This window comes from Shewanella sp. 10N.286.52.C2 (assembly GCF_002874545.1).
Lineage (GTDB): Bacteria > Pseudomonadota > Gammaproteobacteria > Enterobacterales > Shewanellaceae > Shewanella.
In genome coordinates this window covers 16,232-36,617 of record NZ_MCTV01000038.1, presented here as the reverse complement: position 1 = coordinate 36,617, position 20,386 = coordinate 16,232, and the positions used below count along the sequence as shown (strand labels likewise).

At 42.2% G+C, this 20,386-nt stretch carries 12 protein-coding genes and 2 pseudogenes; 8 read left to right on the top strand and 6 right to left on the bottom strand.

Annotated features, from left to right (window positions below; all coding sequences use genetic code 11):
- Positions 1 to 2 precede the first annotated feature (2 nt).
- The 4 genes from BCU94_RS13645 to BCU94_RS13630 all read right to left on the bottom strand — a co-directional run bounded on the left by BCU94_RS13645 (position 3) and on the right by BCU94_RS13630 (position 8,090).
- The gene (locus BCU94_RS13645) at positions 3 to 3,146 is read right to left on the bottom strand and encodes an efflux RND transporter permease subunit (protein WP_102476668.1); all 3,144 of its coding nucleotides are present in this window, start codon (positions 3,144 to 3,146) and stop codon (positions 3 to 5) included.
- On the bottom strand, positions 3,143 to 4,405 hold the full coding sequence (locus BCU94_RS13640; RefSeq protein ID WP_102476667.1) for an efflux RND transporter periplasmic adaptor subunit: 1,263 nt from the start codon (positions 4,403 to 4,405) through the stop codon (positions 3,143 to 3,145). The genes BCU94_RS13645 and BCU94_RS13640 overlap by 4 nt, the downstream gene beginning before the upstream one ends.
- Positions 4,395 to 5,789 carry a TolC family protein gene (locus tag BCU94_RS13635; protein WP_241901130.1) on the bottom strand — a complete coding sequence of 465 codons (1,395 nt, stop codon included), beginning with the start codon at positions 5,787 to 5,789 and terminating at the stop codon, positions 4,395 to 4,397. The genes BCU94_RS13640 and BCU94_RS13635 overlap by 11 nt, the downstream gene beginning before the upstream one ends.
- A gap of 267 nt (positions 5,790 to 6,056) precedes the next feature.
- Positions 6,057 to 8,090, bottom strand: a complete 2,034-nt coding sequence (locus BCU94_RS13630; RefSeq protein WP_241905008.1) for a TonB-dependent copper receptor — start codon at positions 8,088 to 8,090, stop codon at positions 6,057 to 6,059.
- A 237-nt stretch (positions 8,091 to 8,327) separates the two neighbouring features.
- Between BCU94_RS13630 and BCU94_RS13625 the strand changes: the two are divergent.
- The 4 genes and pseudogenes from BCU94_RS13625 to BCU94_RS13610 form a co-directional block, all read left to right on the top strand.
- Positions 8,328 to 8,465 (top strand): annotated as a pseudogene (locus BCU94_RS13625) (prepilin-type N-terminal cleavage/methylation domain-containing protein); the annotation flags it as partial.
- A gap of 240 nt (positions 8,466 to 8,705) precedes the next feature.
- Positions 8,706 to 9,680, top strand: a complete 975-nt coding sequence (locus tag BCU94_RS13620; protein WP_102435674.1) for a hypothetical protein — start codon at positions 8,706 to 8,708, stop codon at positions 9,678 to 9,680.
- Positions 9,681 to 10,164: 484 nt separating this feature from the next.
- Positions 10,165 to 11,232 carry a cobalamin B12-binding domain-containing protein gene (locus tag BCU94_RS13615; protein ID WP_102476666.1) on the top strand — a complete coding sequence of 356 codons (1,068 nt, stop codon included), beginning with the start codon at positions 10,165 to 10,167 and terminating at the stop codon, positions 11,230 to 11,232.
- A complete protein-coding gene (locus BCU94_RS13610; RefSeq protein ID WP_102476665.1) occupies positions 11,232 to 12,158 on the top strand; it encodes a GGDEF domain-containing protein in 927 nt (308 codons plus the stop codon). Before BCU94_RS13615 ends, BCU94_RS13610 begins: the two co-directional genes overlap by 1 nt.
- Positions 12,159 to 12,306: 148 nt before the next feature.
- Here BCU94_RS13610 and BCU94_RS13605 read toward each other — a convergent pair whose 3' ends face one another.
- The gene (locus BCU94_RS13605) at positions 12,307 to 13,887 is read right to left on the bottom strand and encodes an isocitrate lyase (protein WP_102476664.1); all 1,581 of its coding nucleotides are present in this window, start codon (positions 13,885 to 13,887) and stop codon (positions 12,307 to 12,309) included.
- A 110-nt stretch (positions 13,888 to 13,997) separates the two neighbouring features.
- Here BCU94_RS13605 and BCU94_RS13600 point away from each other — a divergent pair, with 110 nt between their 5' ends.
- The 3 genes and pseudogenes from BCU94_RS13600 to BCU94_RS13590 all read left to right on the top strand — a co-directional run.
- A complete protein-coding gene (locus tag BCU94_RS13600) occupies positions 13,998 to 14,948 on the top strand; it encodes a LysR family transcriptional regulator (RefSeq protein ID WP_102435682.1) in 951 nt (316 codons plus the stop codon).
- A gap of 217 nt (positions 14,949 to 15,165) precedes the next feature.
- Positions 15,166 to 17,355 carry a malate synthase G gene (locus BCU94_RS13595; RefSeq protein ID WP_102476663.1) on the top strand — a complete coding sequence of 730 codons (2,190 nt, stop codon included), beginning with the start codon at positions 15,166 to 15,168 and terminating at the stop codon, positions 17,353 to 17,355.
- Positions 17,356 to 17,565: 210 nt separating this feature from the next.
- Positions 17,566 to 17,745: pseudogene (locus tag BCU94_RS13590) on the top strand (hypothetical protein); the annotation flags it as partial.
- A gap of 70 nt (positions 17,746 to 17,815) precedes the next feature.
- Here BCU94_RS13590 and BCU94_RS13585 read toward each other — a convergent pair.
- Positions 17,816 to 18,796, bottom strand: coding sequence for a LysR family transcriptional regulator (locus BCU94_RS13585; protein WP_102476662.1), 981 nt, complete (start codon positions 18,794 to 18,796; stop codon positions 17,816 to 17,818).
- A gap of 99 nt (positions 18,797 to 18,895) precedes the next feature.
- On the opposite strand from BCU94_RS13585, the gene BCU94_RS13580 reads away from it, so the two are divergent.
- On the top strand, positions 18,896 to 20,044 hold the full coding sequence (locus BCU94_RS13580) for a nuclear transport factor 2 family protein (protein WP_133126463.1): 1,149 nt from the start codon (positions 18,896 to 18,898) through the stop codon (positions 20,042 to 20,044).
- Positions 20,045 to 20,386: the final 342 nt, after the last annotated feature.

Here is a 20,386-nt window from a genome sequence, read left to right as displayed (position 1 = left end):
AGCTATACCTTAACCTTAGCAGCGCCAAAGCTATTTTCAAACTCTTGATCTAGACTGGCATTATCAACTTTATTGCCCTTTAAGCGCTCAACCACAAGGTAATTTACCGGAACCAAAATCAAGGTGATAAAGGTGGCAAAGATAATCCCAAAGCCCAATGATATCGCCATTGGAATTAAGAACTGCGCTTGGGTCGACTTCTCTAATAATAGCGGCATTAGGCCGATAAACGTGGTTAAACTGGTGAGCATAACCGGTCTAAAACGTTTTGCACCTGCGGTTAATACCGCCTCCGCTAATGCCATTCCATCTGCGCGTTTTTTGTTAATAAAGTCCACCAGCACTAAAGAGTCATTGACCACCACCCCTACTAGCGCCAACATCCCCAATATACTGAAAATGGTCAGTGGCGAGCCCATTAACCAATGACCTAGTACTGCGCCAATTAAGCCAAAGGGGATCACGCTCATCACAATTAATGGCTGAATGTAAGACTTAAACGGAATTGCGAGTAGGCTATAAATCATAAACAACACAAACACTAAGCCCCATTGCAACGACCCAAAGCTGTCTCGCTGTTCACGAGCTTCGCCTTCAAGTGAGTGCCTTACTCCAGGGTATTGCTGCACTAAACCATCAAGGTACACCTTAAGATCTGCTTGTAGCACAGTCATATTGGTATTGTCTTTATCCACGTCGGCAGTGACATTTAACACCCGATAACGATCGATGCGTTGAATACTTGATGGGCTCTTACCTGAGGTCATTTTAGCCACATGACCAAGCGGCACTTGCGCGCCCTGACTGGTGGTAATCAGGACCTTTTTAAGGTCATCTAATGACTGACGTTCATCTAGCGGCAAGCGCAGCATTACTCGCACATCATCACGGCCACGCTGGATGCGCTGCACTTCTGAGCCAAAATAAAAGCTTCTTATTTGACTTGATACTTCCTGTCGAGTGAGCCCTAGCGCTTTACCTTGCTCGGTTAACTCAATTAGCAGCTCTTCTTTACCGTTAGATAAACTGTCGGCAATATCAAATACTGTCGGGTAAGTTTTTAAATGCTGTTTAACCTGATCGGCAATCTCACGTAAGGTATCAAGGGAGTTTGCACTGAGCTGCACATCAATAGGATCAGAGCTTCGGCCAATTTCAGCGCGGTAAGTCACTGACTCAGCCCCAGGAATTTCACCAACACTTTTACGCCATTCAGTTAATAGTTGCCTAGAGGTAATACCTGATTCACGCTTCTCCGCTGGAGTCATTTCAAAACGAACCCCCCCTGCATTTGAGGTGCCGCCACGACCACCTGTAGTGGCCAAAATATTAATAATGACACTCTCGCCAGTATCTTCATCGGTATACTTTTCTTGTAGCGCCTCAGCTTTTGCTGCAATAGCAATAATATGCGCATTAGTCACCTCAAATGGGGTGCCAGCTGGCATAGTCAAGTTAAGCCTGACGGTTTCACTGGGAATACGCGGGAAGAAGGTAAACTTAGTCCAACCAGTGGCTAACAATGCCGCTATCACTAACAGTACACTGAGAAATAAGCTCAATGTGGCCGTTTTATGCTTTAGCGCTATGCGTAAAAACGGTTGATAAAATTGAATGATTGCTCGCTCAAAACCATCAGCGAACTTTTGCTGAAAAATCTCAAACTTATTATAATTTTCCTTCTGGTGACGCAACTTAATATTTTTAAGGTGAGCGGGTAGCACAAACTTAGATTCAATTAGCGAGAACAATAATACTGGGATCACCACTATCGCAATTTGACCAAATATCGCCCCGCGAGTGCCCTCAATAAACAACATGGGTAAAAATGCGGTCACTGTGGTTAAGATGCCAAAGGTGACTGGCGCGGCAACTTCTTGGGTACCAAGAATCGCCGCTTGCTCGCCATTAGGCGCGGTCTTAAGGTGAGTGTAAATATTCTCGCCGGTGACAATGGCGTCATCGACCACAATCCCCAATACCAAGATAAAACCAAACAGGCTGATGACGTTTAACGACACACCAAAAAATGGCATAAAGATAAACGCGCCCATAAAAGAAACCGGAATACCAATAAACACCCATATGGCAATTGATGGACGTAAAAACAATGTCAGTAATAGCAACACAAGTATGCCGCCCTGCAGCGCACTACCTGTTAGGGTAGCAATACGGTTTTTAACGATTTCAGAATCGTCATCCCAATAGCTAAGGCCATAGCCTTCAGGTAAGGTTGCCTGACGAGAATCAATGTAGTCTTTCACTTTATCAGCCACATCAATCGCGCTTTGCTGACCAATACGATACACATCGATAAATGCCGCTTGTTGACCATTAAAGCGAGTTCTTACAGGGGTTTCCTCAAAGCCATCAACCACATTTGCAATATCGCCTAAACGAATAATGGTGCCGTCAGCGGCAGATTTAATGGCAATATTGGCAAACTCATCTTTGTAATAAGCTTGGCCTTTAGAGCGCAGTAAAATGTCGCCACCCTGAGTTTTTAAATTACCCGCAGAGATATCAGTACTAGAGGCATTAATCGCCCGTGATACTTCACTCAGAGTTAAGTTGTACTGACGTAATTTGTTTTGCGATAAGGCTAACGACACTTCATAGTTACGCACCCCGCTTAAATCTAGTTGGGTGACACCCTCTAGGCGCAACAATTCATCGCGCACCACTTCAGCAAACTCGATGGTTTCTTTTTCGCTATATTTGCCGGTTACCGTTACTGCGATGACTTCACGCTTACGCTGGGCAAGGGCGATGACAGGTTTTTCGGCATCAACCGGAAAGGTGTTAATGGCATCGACGCGGCTTTTAATGTCCGCTAGCATTTCTCGGGGGTCGTAACCACTGTCAACTTCAATGGTGACCTGCGATGACGCCTCTGAAGAGCTAGAAGTGATTTTTTCTATGCCTTCAAGATCTTGCACCGCCTCTTCAATACGAATTGTCACCCCTTTTTCAACATCTTCAGGGGTCGCGCCACGAAGCGATACTCGAACAGAGATCCTTTCAGACTCAACTGTCGGGAACACTTCAAGTGGTATCTGCGTTGACAGTGAACCTAAACCTAATACCAGCAGCAACAACATTAATAAATTGGCCGCTACGTGATTTTTAGCAAACCAAGCAATCATGGCTGTGACTCCTCTTTACTAGCAGGTTTGGTTTTACGCTCGCCATCAGGCTTACTGCGAGACTTGCCATCGGCTCTGCCCTCACCTCTTGGACCTCGCTGTGGTTTAACTTTATTCGTTGCGCCAACAACAGTGACAGGGGTGCCTGAACTCACTTGTCCAAGGGAGGTAATAACCAGTTCATCGCCATTTTTTAAGCCCGCTCTTACGACTGAGTCTTGGCTATTTTGCCATCTTGTGGTCACTTCTCTGCGCAATAACATGCCATCGTTAACCACATAGACATAAGAGCCTTGATAAATTGCTTTAGTGGGGATAACTAACACTTGGCTCAGCTTTTTACCGGCAATATTGGCTGTCAGGTATTGACCAATTTTCAGTGGCATTTGCTGATTAGCTTGATAATCAAATGGATCATCAATTTGCGCCACCACATACAACTGCTGCGAGTTACTATCGATTGCACCTTCGGTGCGAATTAACTGCCCTTCCCATTTTTGCAGGCCTATTAAGTCAGACTCAAAACTCACTTTAGCCACCACAGACTTACCTTGCTCAGGTAGTTCTACCAGTGCTAAATCACTGTTATTGATTGGTAAACGTATTTCCACATAATCGGTGGCGTAAATCGTTGCCAGCTGACTATTGGTCGAAACCACCCGGCCTACATCAACATGTTTTTCTAAAATTCGCCCAGAAAAGGGGGCAACAACTTGGGTACGTTCCAAGGCCAAGTTGGCTTGTTCAAGTTTCGCTTGGTTAGATAGCATTGCCGCTCGCGCTGCAGCTAATTGCGGCTCACGCAACACCAGCGATGTCGGCTCGCGGCCATTACTCAGGCGCTGCCAATCTGCTAAGGCTTGATTAGTACGTGCTTGTTCTTCTAATAATTGTTGCCTAGCCAACATTAACCCAGCTTCAGCAATTTTAACTTCAGCTTGATAATCTCTATCATCAAGCTCAACTAACACTTCGCCAGTTTCAAAAAAACCACCTTCACGAAAGTTGGGGCTAATAGATAGAATTTGACCTGAAGCCTGCGTCACTAACGAGCTTTGGGTGCGCGGTTTTACCACCCCAAAACTGCTCACCTGAATTTGATAATCTTGTGGCTTAAGCACCTGAGTTTCAACCGACATGGCAGCTACAGCCATCGGTTTGCCACGCTTAGTGGTAGGTGGGTTTGAGGTAATCACCATAATAGTGGCAACCGCAACCGCAACAATGCTTACTGGGATCAGGTATTTCTTATTCATCATATTTTTCTTCTTCTGTCACACTGGCATCTAAATCGCCACCTAAAGCAAGGTGTAATCCGATACGGTTGGCAATGATTTGGTTTTTTAAGCTGATAACCGAACTTTGGGCCACAAAGGCACGATTTTGGGCATCCAGTACTGTGGTATAGCTGACAAGGCCGATTTGGTATTGCTCAAATGATAGGGTTTCAGCTTGGAGGGCATTGTCTTGCGCTTGTAAAGTTGAGCGATATTGCTGCTGCAAACTGGCATCAAGATCAAGGTTGTTTTCAACTAGCTCAAAGGCACTAAACAAAGTATTTAAATACTGCTGCTCTTGCTGCTTTAATTTCAGCTTTTGCTGCTCGGTTTGTGACTTTAAGCGACCGGCGTTAAAAATCGGTGCGGTAATACCGGCAAATACTGACCATGAACTGTAATCACCACTTAATAAGTTAGCAATATCATTACTGGCGGTGCCAATATCAGCCCCTAAACGTAAGGCTGGATAACGCTGCTTTTGAGTAAAGGCCACGACGGCATCTTGAGCGAGCAACTGATACCAAGCGGCTTGCAGTTGTGGTTTACGTTTAACGAGCTCGCTGGGGACGCCAATTTTAATCCCTTGTGGCAATAGCGGCAGTGTTTCATCTATCAGTAATTTACCTGCTGGATAGCCGCCTAATAAGCGCTCTAAGGTTCTAATATCTTTATTGCGCTGACTGCGCTGTGCCAACAGGTTTGAGTTTTCACTGTGAAACTCATTTTGAGTTAAATACACATCCAGCGCGGTGTTTAACCCTTGCAGGTAACCCGACTCAATGATGTCAAAATTAAGTTTGGCATTTTCGGTGCGACGCTCAAATAGCTTAACGAGCTCTGTTGAGGTCACTACCTTGTAGTAGGCAATCACCACATCAGCAACCAGTGCATCCCTTGCTTGCTGATAATTGGCCTCAGCAGTGAGTAAATTCAGTTTTGAGGCTTTAGCGCTATCGGATAACTTGCCCCAAATATCTAGCTCATAGCTAACATCAAGACTAAGACTATTGGAGCTAGACGTTGCATCACTATTTCCCCCTCTAGCACTATTAGCCGATAAGCTTAACTCTGGCCAAAAGCTGGCATCACTGACATTAAGCTGCTGCTTGTTAACCTCGACTTCAAGAGCTAACTGAATTAACTGCTGGTTGGTGTTCAGGCCAATACTGATAAGTTCTAATAACTGATCGGTAGCGATTGGTGTTACCCAACTTTGATTGTCTTTTAATGATTTGGCGTCGGTATGCCACGACGCAGGCAGCTCAGGTTTAACCAAAGACTCGTCAAGATAGGATGAACTGCTGCAGGCAGATAAAATGAATAGCGAAGTTGCAACCGCCACTAGCGTATAGCGTGTTTTCATTAACTGGAAATCCATTTTCGTTTATTATTATTTAATATGATTTAATATTATTTAGATGTTACGTGATTGATTTTAATTAGATCACTTTATAAAGAAAACTGCCAAAGGGTAACTTTGCATAGCTTTACATAGGTTATGTGAATAAAAGCAATGTATTGCAGCTAGGGACAAGTTTGTCGGCGGCTGTATCAGGCATTAAAGCAGAGGTTTCACCCAAAGTGGGCAATGATGCAGGCTTATTAAATGTAACAAGCCTGCCGGTTTTTATTAAAAATTGTAATCAAGTTTTACCCAAGCGGTTCGACCCGGCTCATTAACTTGAAATAGTGGTGAACTACCAGGAATGTCATTACCCGCTCCAGAGCGACTAACATGTTCGGCATAGGTAATATCAAATAAGTTCTCAATACCAAAACTCACTAAAATATCATCATGCTTCCAAGAGCCATTGATGGCCAATGTGCCAAAACCACTGCTTTCAGCCAGATCTTGTCCTGAGATATTACCTTGACCAATTGCGACTCTATCTTGCGCCGCAACCATCCGCCAAAATAACCCAGCGGTCCAATTTTCAGCTTCATAATTCACTGAAATACGACCCTCTAAAGGGGATATTTGCCCTAGTGGTGTATTGTCAGTGTCATTCTCACCATGGCTATAACTGACGGTGGTTTGCGCCGACCATTGATCAGTAAATGGATATAGCAGGCCTAATTCGCCGCCCCAAATCGTTGCATCAATATTGTAAGCTGCGGTCTTGGCAGTATTAGCATCAATTAAGATGTAGTCTGCCACTTTGCCGTAATAAAACGCCGTGGATATTTCAATATCGTCTTGATAAATCCAGCCAACATCAAGCTGGGTGGTTTTTTCAGCATCTAAATCAAATGCCTTAAGTGACAAATCATTATTGTCTGCCTTCATGAACTCCCAATAGTCAGGAATACGTTGGGCATGGCCGCCGCCAATATAATATTGGCTTTTATCAGTCTCAAACTCGTAGCGAACAAAGCCACTGAATAAGTCATCATCACGGCCGCCTTGCTGGGCCACATATAAACTGGTTTGCCATTGATCCATTCTTAGCCCCGTCAAGATTTTACCTTGGTTAAGCTGATAACTTGATTCAACAAATAAGCCGGTATTGATATAAGCCATGTCCTGCATAAAGGGGTTTGCTAATAAATCATCTAGGCCATTATCTTCTGCTTGATTGATGCTGCGTCCTTTGTGCTTACTGTCCATATAGTCAAGCCCGACAATGGTTTCCCATTTTTCATTGGCTGAAATATCAAACCATAAATGACCACCTGCGGTTTTTCGTCTGACATTAGTGCCTGCATTTACGCCGCGGTCAAACTGATCCATAACGTGATCGTTTTCATTACTATATAACTGAAAATCAATATTATTCAGCCAGTAAAAATCAACATCCTTTTGCAGCAGAAAGGTGACATTTTCATTATCGATCACACGAGCTTTATTGGTTCTGTCAGCGTACTCAGCCTCACCGCTTGAGCTGCCATAAGCAAGCTCAACCACGGTTGACTCGTCGGGGGTCCAACCTAAAGCAAAATTGTAATTATTACGGTCATAAAGGGATTGAATGGTGGTTCCATCACCGTCTTGATAATGATCGCTTTTAGACTTATTAGCATCAAAATCAATGTAATGGGTTTCAGTACCTGCTTTTATTTCGACTAAGTAATCTTCACGGCCAAAACTGCCACCGGTTACGCTGGCGCGACCTTCAAGGCTTTTCTCACTAAAGCTATGGCGATCTTTTTCAAATAATACCGTCCCTGCGGAACCTACTGGGCCATATTTTACTGTTTGTGGGCCTTTAATCACTGTAATGGCATCATAGGCTTCTGGATAAATATAAGCTGTTGGCGGATCCATACGTCCGCCACAGGTGCCATAAACATGCTGGCCATCATCAACAATACTGATGCGTGAACCGCCCATGCCTCTTAAAGAAGGGTCGCCACCTGCGCCGCCTTTTCTGGCGATACTAAAACCGGGGATGGTTTTTAAGTAACCTGCACCGTCATAAGCGGGCAGCGGTAATCTGGGCTTTTTGGGATCGGTGACAACTTTGGCAGGATCGCGCATTAACTCCCCTGTCACCACAAGGTAGTCATCACAGCTTTTATTATCGCAGTGCTGCTTGTGTTTTTTTTCTTGGGTGGTTTCAACAGCCTGAGTGTCTGTGGGATTAGCCTCAGTGGCTTGAACGAAGGAAGTGGGAAAAAAACCTAAAGCGACAGCGATAGAAATCATCAATTTAGAGTGGTACATAAACAGTCCTATGACAAACCTATAATATTTGTGCGGACATTTATAAATTAACCAGAACAGGTTTCAACTTAAAACCAACAAACTGCGACACTATGTCACAGGCTAATTAAAGGGAGGTCAAAAATACTAAACTCTTATAAATAAAAACCTTTTATTCAAGTAGATAAGTAGGGGTAGCAGCCCATTTGAAATAACATCGCTGCCAAATAATAAACTGAATAAATGGATTTTTGAGCCATGGCGCTTAACCATAATAAGGGTTTTACCTTAATTGAGCTCGTAGTCGTTATCATTATTCTTGCCATTCTAGCGGTTACTGCCGCACCTAAATTCATCAATTTATCAACCGATGCCAGAATTGCGGCATTAAACGGCGCAGCGATAACTCAATAAAGTCACCTCCTCAGCCAAGTACATTAACCACAACTAATAGGGAAAATGTGACTCTGCTTGCTCTATATTCAAACCCACAGACAGATAAAATCATCTGAGTTAAAACTTATCGCCGACTAATTTAAGTGGTTATTAATTATTTCAAAAAATACCCTTTTTCGGCCTTAACAAGGGTCAAAATTTAAGACACAATGGAGATAACATCCATCTAGACGGCTAAACATGAAAAAATCATTAAAACAGCGTTCATCCGATCATCACCGTGGGATCTATTTTATTGGTACAACCCCACCAAAAATCGATACTGATTTTGAATCGGTCAGTATTATCGCTGATAAATTGTTAGCTCGCCTTGATGAGATAAACTTTGATGGTTTGATCATCTACGATATTCAGGATGAAACCAGCCGCATTGACACCCCAAGGCCTTTTCCCTTTAAAGCCACTCATGACTCTGGTACTTACGCTCAGCTAATCAATCAAAAGTCAGGCAAGCCAGTTATTGCTTATAAGAGCGTTGCCGGTCTTGATGAACAGGGCTTTAGTGAGTGGTTGTCCCGCGCTTGGTATCAAAATAATGTCAGAGACTTGGTATTAGTGGGATCCCCATCGACTCAGGTTGCAAGTTCATTACCATTAAATGACGCTTACCGCGTATTAGCGGCGCACTCTCAAGCATTCTACCTTGGTGGCGTGGCCATTGCAGAGCGCCATTTAAGTAAAAAAAATGAACATATTCGCCTGTTAGGTAAATCAAACCAAGGCTGTGAATACTACATCACTCAGGCGGTGTATAACGCCCAAGCAACCATTGATATGTTAACCAGCTACGCCAAAGAATGTGCGTTAAACAATATCAAGCCTAATCGCATCATCCTGACGTTTTCACCTTGCGGCAGTGCTAAAACTCTTGAATTTATCAACTGGTTAGGTGTGTCGGTACCCGAAGCTACCAGCCAGCGTATTTTGTCGGCAGAAGATCCTCTGTATGAGTCAATTAAGATTAATCACAGTAACCTGCTGAAAATTTTAGCCGCGGTTATACCGCTTAATATTCCATTAGGGCTGAATATTGAAAGTTTAACTAACCGTAAAACTGAGATTGATGCCTCGATTTTGATGTACAAACTGCTAAAGGGCACCATGGATCAAGCCTTAGCCCAAAATCAAATTGATCAATTTGTGCTAAATAAATAGTCCTCAGCGATAAAATCTTGCCCTATGGTGTTAATAGCCGCCATAAGGCAAGCTTTCAGCGTCAAGCGCCAGTAACAAATGGCTTAGCCATAAGCGCTTATATTGACTCTAAAAAATCACATAAACCACAATTAAATATTGAAAAAAACCAATAATATCAGTTATTGTTGAATTAAATATGGGGGGATAACTGTAAATTAGCAGTAATGGTTAAAGGTCAAGTGTTAGCCTATAAGTCAGCAAGGTGCTTGCTAAGTCGAAGCATTAACCAACACCGACTTGCGGCGCTAAAGGCCCTCAGTTATCTCATCAACGCATTTCAAACAAAGGCACAGTCATCACTTAAACTTGCCTAATTTTTTACTACTTTTGCTTTAATGATAACCAGCAATGAGCTTTATTATGACTATAATAGCATTAGGTTTTGTCGACTTTTAACCTCGCGCATAAGTTCAATTTGTATCTGTTCAATTGAGGACTAACTATGGATAGCCAAAAACTCAATACACTACTTGCCACAGTGACTGACAATGCCATTAATGCATATTGTCAATTCGGTGAAGAAATGCTGGTAGAAATTAATCGCTGGATTTCAAAGCCCGAGCAAAGTCGTTTTTTAAATGGCAATTCGCTGGACTTATTAATCAATAATCACCGCAACCACCTTGGGTTTATCTCCCAGGTTATTGAATCCCGTGATGGAACCGCTTTAGTGAAAGCACTTCCCTGGGTCTATCAGGCTTATCATTCTCAAGGGGTGCCATTTCTCTACTTTAAAGAAGAACTAGAAAAATGGCAGCAATTGATTTTAAAGACAATTCCACCAATTGAGGCTGCACAATTAGTGCAAATATACGATTGGATGCTTAGGGCCCATGATGAGTGCTGTAGCCTAATAAAAGGCAACCGAGAAGAAGAGTTTATTGCAATGGATAACCCCTTTCTCCACTATATTATTACAGGTGATCACCGTAACGCCTACAGCTATGCATTCAATAAAGTCACTACATGGGAAGACTTTGAGCGTTTTTTTAATAATGAGGCTCAGCCCGCTCTCTATCAAATAGGTTTGCTTTGGCAAAATGGTGACGTATCAGTATCCACCGAACATTTAGCCACAGCCATTACCAATCGTGTGCTCACTGGGCTGCTAATGCACCTAGACCTTCCAGAAATAACTAAACCAAAGATATTGGTAACTTGCGCGGCATCTGAACAACACCAAATTGGCTCATGGATGGTTGCCACAGCGTTAGAAGCAAATGAATGGGATACAACCTATCTTGGTGCCGACGCACCTAAAGATGCCATTCTTGATTATATTACAAATGAGTCACCTAAAGCCGTAATCATCAGCGTTACCATGCCTTACAATATCAAAAAGGCTCGAGAGATCCTCCAAGAAATCGACGCCTTATACCCACATATTAAAACCATTGTAGGCGGTCAGGCGCTGTCTTTTTTCCATGAACCGCAAGAAGTGCTTAAAGCCGATTTCATCACCAGCGATTACAAAGAAGCGATTCAAAAGCTCAACACCTGGTTAGCTTAATGAATATCCCCAGTGAACTTGCAATAGATATCGCAGAAAATTCGCACGTATTGGCTATCGCTGAGTTTGCTTACGATGGCACATTAATCAGTCACAACCGGGGCTTTCACTTACTGTTTGCTATTTTTCTATCTGAAACAAACAATTGGCATGACTTTTTTGCCGGTGCCCCTCGAGTGACACAAATAAAAGACCTTGACTCAGATCCGCAACTACTTAAAACCACAAAAGGTGAAGGGCTTTTATGTTCGTTTCGTAAAATGGAGTCCTCGTTCTATTGTATTGCTGAAATGTTGGAGCTAAAAGATGAAAAGCTAATTGAAGAAATAAGCAGTCTTAGTAATCTAATGGCGCAACTCAATTTTCAGCTTCGTCGCGAAAAACGGCAACTTATTAAAGCCCAAAAAGACATAGAAAGAATTGCACGTGAAGACCCACTGACATCCTTGCTAAACCGACGAGCATTTTTTGACATCATTAATCCCAAGTTGTCGTTAGCCAAACGACAAAACATGGAGGTAACCCTGTTCTTTATTGATTTAGATTTTTTCAAATCGGTTAATGATAATTGGGGGCATAATATCGGAGATATACTACTTGTGGCGATAGCAAGTATGCTTAAAAAGACCCTTAGACTTGAAGATGTTATTTCTCGCTTTGGAGGAGAAGAGTTTGTCGTTGTCCTTACAGGGCAATCGTTAACCGATTCGTTCATATTAGCTAACCGTATCCTAGAAAATTGCAGAGCGCTCAAAATTGCATCACTGGACAGAGTAAATACCCTTTCAATCGGCATTGCCCACTGGGATAAAAACGAAGATATTAACAAACTGATTAAACGAGCAGATGATGCATGTTACATGGCGAAAAACAGTGGCAGAAATAAATACATTGCCTTACCCCCTGAAACAGCAACAAGCCATTAATCATGGCTGCCCATGTTATTTTCAGAGACAGACCCAAGTGATTTAGTTCGGGAAATTAAAATATAAAAAAAGCCTGAAGCTATACTTCAGGCTTTTTGGTGTAAACGATAGCCAGTTTAACACTTGCTATCGTTTGTAAAACGAGTCGTTAAAACTGGTTCATTGTGTTGTCTTTACCTGACGCTTTAAGCGCTTGGTCACCAGAGAAGTACTCTTTATGTGCATCACCCATATCAGAACCTGCCATGTTTTGGTGTTTAACACAGGCAATACCTTGACGGATTTCCTTACGTTGAACATTAGCAACATAACCCAACATGCCTTGGTCACCGAAGTACTCTTTAGCCAAGTTATCAGTTGATAGTGCTGCGGTATGATAAGTTGGTAGCGTGATAAGGTGATGGAAAATACCCGCTTCACGTGCAGCATCAGCTTGGAAAGTACGAATTTTTTCATCAGCTTGAATAGCAAGCTCAGTTGTATCGTAATCAACACTCATCAATTGATCGCGGTTGTAAGCTGAAACATCTTGTCCTGCTGCTTGCATTGAATCAAATACTTGCTGACGGAAGTTAAGTGTCCAGTTAAACGATGGTGAGTTGTTATACACAAGCTTTGCGTTTGGTATTACTTTACGGATTTCGTTAACCATGCCGCCGATTTGAGATACATGAGGCTTTTCAGTTTCAATCCACAGTAAGTCAGCACCATTTTGCAGTGAAGTAATACAATCAAGTACACAACGCTCTTCACCCGTACCCGCACGGAACTTAAATAAGCCATTGGGTAGACGAGCAGGTTTTACCAACTTTCCACCTTGTTGGAATACCACATCGCCATTTTTAAGTGTTGCTGCATCAACCGCTTCCACTTCAAGGAAACTATTGTATTTATCACCTAAGTCACCAGCTTCATTGGTTACGGCAATTTTTTGTGTTAGACCAGCACCTAGTGAATCGGTACGGGCAACAATCACACCGTCATCAATACCCAATTCTAAAAAGGCATAACGAACCGCATTAATTTTCGCTAGAAATTCAACATGGGGGACGGTCACTTTACCATCTTGGTGGCCACACTGTTTTACATCAGACACTTGGTTTTCTAATTGAATACAACAAGCACCGGCTTCAATCATCTGCTTTGCCATCAAGTAAGTGGCTTCTTCGTTACCAAAACCTGCGTCAATATCAGCAATAATCGGTACAACATGGGTTTCGAAGTTATTAATTTTGTCTTGAATCGCCGCTTTTTCTGACTCGCTGGCATTATCTAATTGGCTGAACAGGCCACCCAATTCACGTGCGTCAGCTTGACGTAGAAAAGTGTATAGCTCTTTAATTAACGCAGCGACAGAGGTCTTTTCATGCATAGATTGGTCAGGTAATGGGCCAAACTCACTGCGCAGTGCTGCAACCATCCAACCTGAAAGGTATAAGTAACGACGTTTGGTGGTTAAAAGATGCTTTTTAATAGAGATCATTTTTTGTTGGCCAATAAAACCATGCCAGCAACCTAGAGACTGAGTGTACTGCGATGAATCTTTATCGTAGTTATCCATGTCTTCACGCATAATCTTAGCAGTGTACTTTGCGATGTCTAACCCAGTTTGGAAACGGTTCTGTAGACGCATACGAGCGACTGATTCTGGGTTGATGGCATTCCATGCACTACCTTCTGAATTAATCAAGGTAGCAGCTTCATCGATATTACTTCTGTAGTTAGTCATGTGTATATTCCTTTAACAAATTGATTAGCGGCAAATGATTACGTTGAAAATAATAGTTAGATTTGGTTAAATAAGTCTAATTTATACTTACTATTTTCGGTATTCATCTTATGAATGTATCTCGTATCGACTTGAACCTCCTTGTTTATTTAGATGTTTTGCTACGTGAAAGAAATGTAACTAAAGCAGCTGACCAACTTGGTATTAGCCAGCCTGCAATGAGTAACGGCCTAAAACGCTTAAGAACCTTGTTTGATGATCCCTTACTTATTCGCACCAGTCAGGGCATGACGCCGACAGAACGTGCTAAAGAGTTGCAACCCATAATCAGTACCTTGATTATCGGGCTAGAAAAAGCCGTACAGCCTCGCGCCAAATTTGACCCACAAGAAAGTGACAAAGTCTTTCGAGTAATGGCTAGTGATTATGCTGAAGCGACCTTACTACCTCCGCTAATTGCAAAACTTCGGACTCAAGCACCCAACATTATTTTAGACATCATGACCCCAAGTGATGTCAGTTTCCCTGATGTAGAACAAGGAAGAGTCGATATGGTGATCAATCGATTCGACACTATTCCGCAATCATTTCACCAGAAAGTTTTGTGGAATGACGACTTCAGCTGCTTGATTAGTAAGACGAATCCAGTTTTACACAAGTTTTCTTTAGACAGTTATTTGCAAGCCAAACACGTGTGGGTGAGTAAAACCGGAATGGGCGTTGGTGTAGGGATGGATCCTGCTGATGTTCAGCGCTTAGGTTGGGTGGATGAAGCATTAACTCGAATTGGCGTAAAACGGCAAATCACGGTTTTTACTCGCCATTACCAAGCCGCGTGTTTGTTGGCTGAGCAACAGGATTTGATCGCAACCATACCAAGTAAGATGGCTCGTCATCACAACAATAATGATCGGGTGAGTATTGTTCCGCCGCCATTTATTATTCCACCCATTGCATTAACTATGGCTTGGAGCCCCTTGCTTCAACATAATCCAGCACATCAATGGATGCGCCAATTAATCACTAAAACGGCAGATGAAATAAATAGAGGCGACGTTTAATCTTGTTGTTATTTTGATTTTTAATTACTGATACGTTGCAAATTAACCAAAAAAGGGTGATTTACCATAGATTTGATGAATATTGGTGATAACAAGTATAAATTGGATAAATAAGCTTAATTTGATATAGAGTAAAGTCTTGCTGCGAATTAACGATTAATAATAGATTTGAGTGGTTTTTAAGTTCAGCGCACAGGAATTAAAGGTAGGGATAAATATGACAGCACGTATTCAAGTAGGTGGATTACAAGTAGCACAAGCATTGTGGCAACTGGTCGATAGTGACATTTGTCCAGGTACAGGCATTGATTCAGCAACTTTCTGGGCAAAATTTGAGGACATCATTACCGAATTTGCTCCCATTAATGTGGCCTTGTTAGAAAAAAGGCAGCAATTGCAGCAACAAATTGATCAATGGCATACAAAGCACCCAGCTAAAGACGTTAACCCAGACCAATACAAAGCTTTTCTATCCGAAATCGGCTACCTAGTGCCTGAGGGTGACGATTTTCAAATTAGCACTGAAAATGTCGATCATGAAATTGCAGCGCAAGCTGGGCCACAATTAGTTGTGCCAGTAAAAAATGCACGTTTTGCCCTTAACGCCGCCAATGCACGTTGGGGCAGTTTATATGATGCGCTATATGGTACTGATGCCATATCACAACAAGACGGCGCCGAGCTGACCAAACAGTACAACCCCATAAGGGGCAATAAAGTTATCGCATTTGCAAAACATCACTTAGATACCGCAGCCCCATTAGTGCAAGGCAGCCATGCTGATGTAACGCGGTATTATATTGATGCAGGCCAACTACGTATGCAGTTAACTGATGGCACAATCACAAGCTTAACCCAAGCACAAAAGTGTGTCGGTTACCAAGGTAGTGCAGATGCGCCCAGTGCGATTTTGCTGGTTAATAATGGTTTGCATATTGAGATCCAAATTGATCCAGACAGTGTTATCGGCAGCAGCGATAGTGCTGGCGTAAAAGACTTGTTAGTTGAAGCCGCTGTTACCACCATTATGGATTGCGAAGACTCTGTTGCGGCGGTTGATGCTGAAGACAAAGTTGAAGTTTATCGCAATTGGTTAGGTTTGATGCAAGGTAACTTAGCTGCCTCACTGACTAAAAATGGTAAACAAATCCTTAGAGAGCTTAATGATGATAGGGTTTATACCGCTGCTAATGTTAATGCTAGTACAGACGCTAACACCGTAACGTTACCCGGCAGAAGCTTACTCTTTGTACGTAATGTTGGCCACTTGATGACGATTGATGCCGTACTAGATAAACATGGCAATGAAGTACCAGAAGGAATATTGGATGGCATGCTCACTGTGCTTGCCGCTATGCATGACCTTAAAGGTAACAATAATGGTCGCAGTAATAGCCGCAAAGGATCGGTGAATATTGTCAAACCTAAAATGCATGGCCCAGAAGAAGTGCAATTTACTTGTGACTTATTTACCAAGATAGAAGATGCACTCAACCTCCCCCGTAATACCATTAAAGTCGGCATTATGGATGAAGAGCGCAGAACCACACTCAACTTAAAAGAGTGTATCAGGGTCGCGCAACAGCGCGTTGTCTTTATTAATACCGGCTTTCTTGACCGTACCGGTGACGAACTCCATACCTCAATGTTAGCGGGCGCCTTTGTCCCCAAATCTGTGATGAAGCAGCAAAAATGGATTAAGGCTTATGAAGACTGGAATGTCGATATTGGACTTGAATGTGGCTTACAAGGTCGCTCTCAGATTGGTAAGGGTATGTGGCCGATGCCAGATGAAATGGCTGCCATGCTAGAACAAAAAGTGGCTCACCCAAAAGCGGGGGCAAACACGGCTTGGGTACCATCGCCCAATGGTGCCGTACTGCATTCTATCCATTATCATCAAATAAATGTGGCGGAAGTTCAACAGCAACTTAAGCATCGTAAGCGTGCTAGCATCGATGACTTGTTGACGATTCCATTGCTTGATGACACGACAACATTAACCCAGCAACAAATTACCTTTGAGCTAGAAAATAATGCTCAGGGTATACTGGGCTATGTGGTGCGCTGGATTGACCAAGGCGTCGGTTGCTCGAAAGTACCTGATATTAATAATGTAGGTTTAATGGAAGACAGAGCGACTTTGCGGATCTCGTCGCAATACTTAGCTAATTGGCTTGAACATGGCTTATGCAGTGCAGAAGAAGTGATGGCGGCACTGAAAAAAATGGCTGCAGTGGTAGATGCTCAAAATGCAGGCGATCCACTGTACATTAATATGGCCCCTAATTTTGACGGCATAGCCTTTAAAGCGGCTTGCGACCTTATATTTAAAGGTAAATCGCAACCTTCTGGTTATACAGAACCTTTACTACATGCATACAGGATCCAAGCTAAGGCTGGTTAATCTTTAGCGTTAATACTGGCTCTGTGTTTATGTAGTCACTCAATCAATAAGCCCTGATCTTGCAAAGATTAGGGCTTTTTTGAATGTTCAAGTTGGGGGATGAGATTAAGCCTACGCTCACCTTAACGGCACCCACTGATTGAAAGCAAAGGAGATCGTTAGATATTCAGCCACTTGGAGTGGGTGGCCATGTTAATTCTTATGTTAATTAATGTTTTATCAAATCAATTTATAGGATGAAGAGCTTACAAAGATAAATCTTTGAGGCTGCTAAAGTCTCACTGGCGCGCAAGAATTAAGGCGCGGCAATCGTTAATCAAGCATCCACAATCATCTATTAAATTCGTGGGGCTCCCTCAGATTCTGACCTCACTTATTCTTTGCTCCTAAGGAAGCTATTGCTCTTTCTCGCTTAAGTTATGAATTGGGAACACTTAAACGTTTATGCCTCAGTAGCGCTTCATAATCGATGCAGAATGGGCGCCTGTTTTTGGTTGAAAGCGACTATCTCATTTTTTAACTCGGTAAACCAAGGACTGGAAATTAAGTAGTCCACAAACATAGCTGTGACTGATTGTGGTCCTTGAGAATTAAGATAAGTTACTCGTATATCAGCTTCAAAACAGGTTTGCTCACAAAACAGTGCGACAAGTTCTCCACGTTTTAACGAGTCTCTTATAACGTGGTACGGCAAAAATCCAATACCATGAGAAGTCAAAATGCTGTTTAAACAAGCAAGTGAATTATTGCTTATGAAAGCGATTTTTTTCGGTATAAATGCCAAATTGTCAGCATGGTTAATAGTGACACTCTCTTGTTGATTTAAGTATGTCCAGGCAACAAATGCGTGCTTTACAAATAAAGCTTCAATACTCTCTGGCTGGCCGTGATGAGTTAAATAATCTGGCGTACAACAAAAAGTAAAAGGTAGCTTTATTAGTTTTCGCGAAATCGTATTCTCAAGTATCGACTCTGACGTTAAGTGAGCGCGGATAGCTATGTCTAACTGATGCTCAAAAATATCTTTAAACGCATCGTCAGTAATGAGCTCAACCAGAATATTCGGATAGGCTTGATGAAAATCACTAATCACTTGACTTATAACTATTGACCCGAATGTATTGGGGCTTGATAGCTTAAGTCGTATCGCCGGGTTACTCCCTTTTTGTTTGAAATCCCTCTTATAACCCACCAGCGCTTGAACACTCTCCTCAATATTACGTATCGTTGGTTCGCAGAAGTCTACATAGGCTTTACCTTTTGGTGTCAACTTTGATCCTTTAGTCGTTCTGTCTAGCAAACGAAACCCAAGATCAGTTTCTAACGTCTTAATAGCGCGAGATATCATCACTTTAGAAATCCCTAAACGTTCGGCTGCAACACTATATGATCCAGTTTTTGATACAAAGATAAGTGCTCTGTGATTCGCTATATCATCCATACTGTTCCATTTTTGTTAACACCGCGTACCTATTTCAAGTATAGCTAAAGGATAAGGTTGGGCTACAATTTATTGAACAATTCATGAAGGAAAGCCACCATGCATCATTTAAAACAACGCATTACAGCCTCAACAGTAATATTAACAAGCATTTTGTGCGCTGCATCAGTTACAGCATCCGAAGAAATGTCGAATAAAGAAAAGGCCATTGCTGTCATCTCTAGTATTGAAACGGGTGATCAAAACGCTATCGGTTATATCAATTCAACCCACTACATTCAGCATAACCTAGCCGTTGAAGATGGTTTAGAAGGTTTCGGAAAAATTCTCAGTGCCCTACCTAAGGGGTCAGCAAAAGCGAATACCGTTAGAGCCGCAGAAGATGGAGATTATGTGTTCCTCCATACCGAATATAACTTCTTTGGCCCCAAAGTAGGTTTTGATATTTTCCGTTTTGAGAATGGGTTAATAGTAGAGCATTGGGATAACTTACAGGAACTGACAGGCAAGAATCCTAGTGGCCGTTCGCAGTTAGATGGGCCTACAGACATTACAGATATAGACAAAACAGAAGAAAACAAAGCTCTGGTCGCAGATTTTATCCAAACCATTTTTATTCAAGGTGATATGAGTAAAATCGGCATGTATATCGACAGTGCAGCAGAAGATTACTTGCAACACAATTCGATGGTTGGGGATGGTCTTGGTGGTTTTAGTGAGGCTATGAAAGCCTTAGCTCAAGCAGGAACCCCCATGGTTTACAGCGTTAACCATAAAATATTGGGCGAAGGTAATTTTGTCCTAAGCGTTGGCGAAGGCACTTTTATGGGTAAACCCACCTCGTTTTATGATCTATTTAGAATTGATAATGGAAAAATAGTTGAGCATTGGGATACTTTAGAAACAATACCAAGCAAAGACCAGTGGAAGAATAACAATGGGAAATTTGGTTTCACTTCTGATTACGTTGTAGAAGTCGCGACATTCGATTTACGCGATGGTGTTACAGCTAATGACTTTACGCCTCTAGATAGAGCCGTTGCAGAAAGCCATGTGTCTAAACAACCCGGTTTTATTTCACGTAGATCAGGTATGACGACACAGGGGTACTGGCGAGTTATCGTTCATTGGGACTCCTTAGAAGATGCAAACGCATCGATGAGTACCTTTATGGAAGCCCCCGCTGCTGCAAAATTTATGGAGAATACCGACTCATCAACAATGATAATGCGCCGATATAGCCACTAGATAATGCATTTTGTTTTGAAATAAATGGTGGGAAGTCTGACGCCCACCACGAAATAATATGGCCATGTTATTTTTCTAATCAGTTGGGATATACCGGGCGTTAATGTACCAATTTTCGAGACTAAGTCATCTGTGAAGTTATTTAGGAACTTGTTGTCAGCAATAAACATTTTTATTCCCAAAAATCAATTTAAAGCTCACTGTGAAAATGCAAAATAAACAGTAACTTTTGGACTTAATAATGAGTGTTGCATGTTAAGCACTTATCATATTAACCAATAGAATATAAGGCTAATTTAATCAAGACTCACTCTTCCCTTGTTGTGCGGATAAGCAAATTAA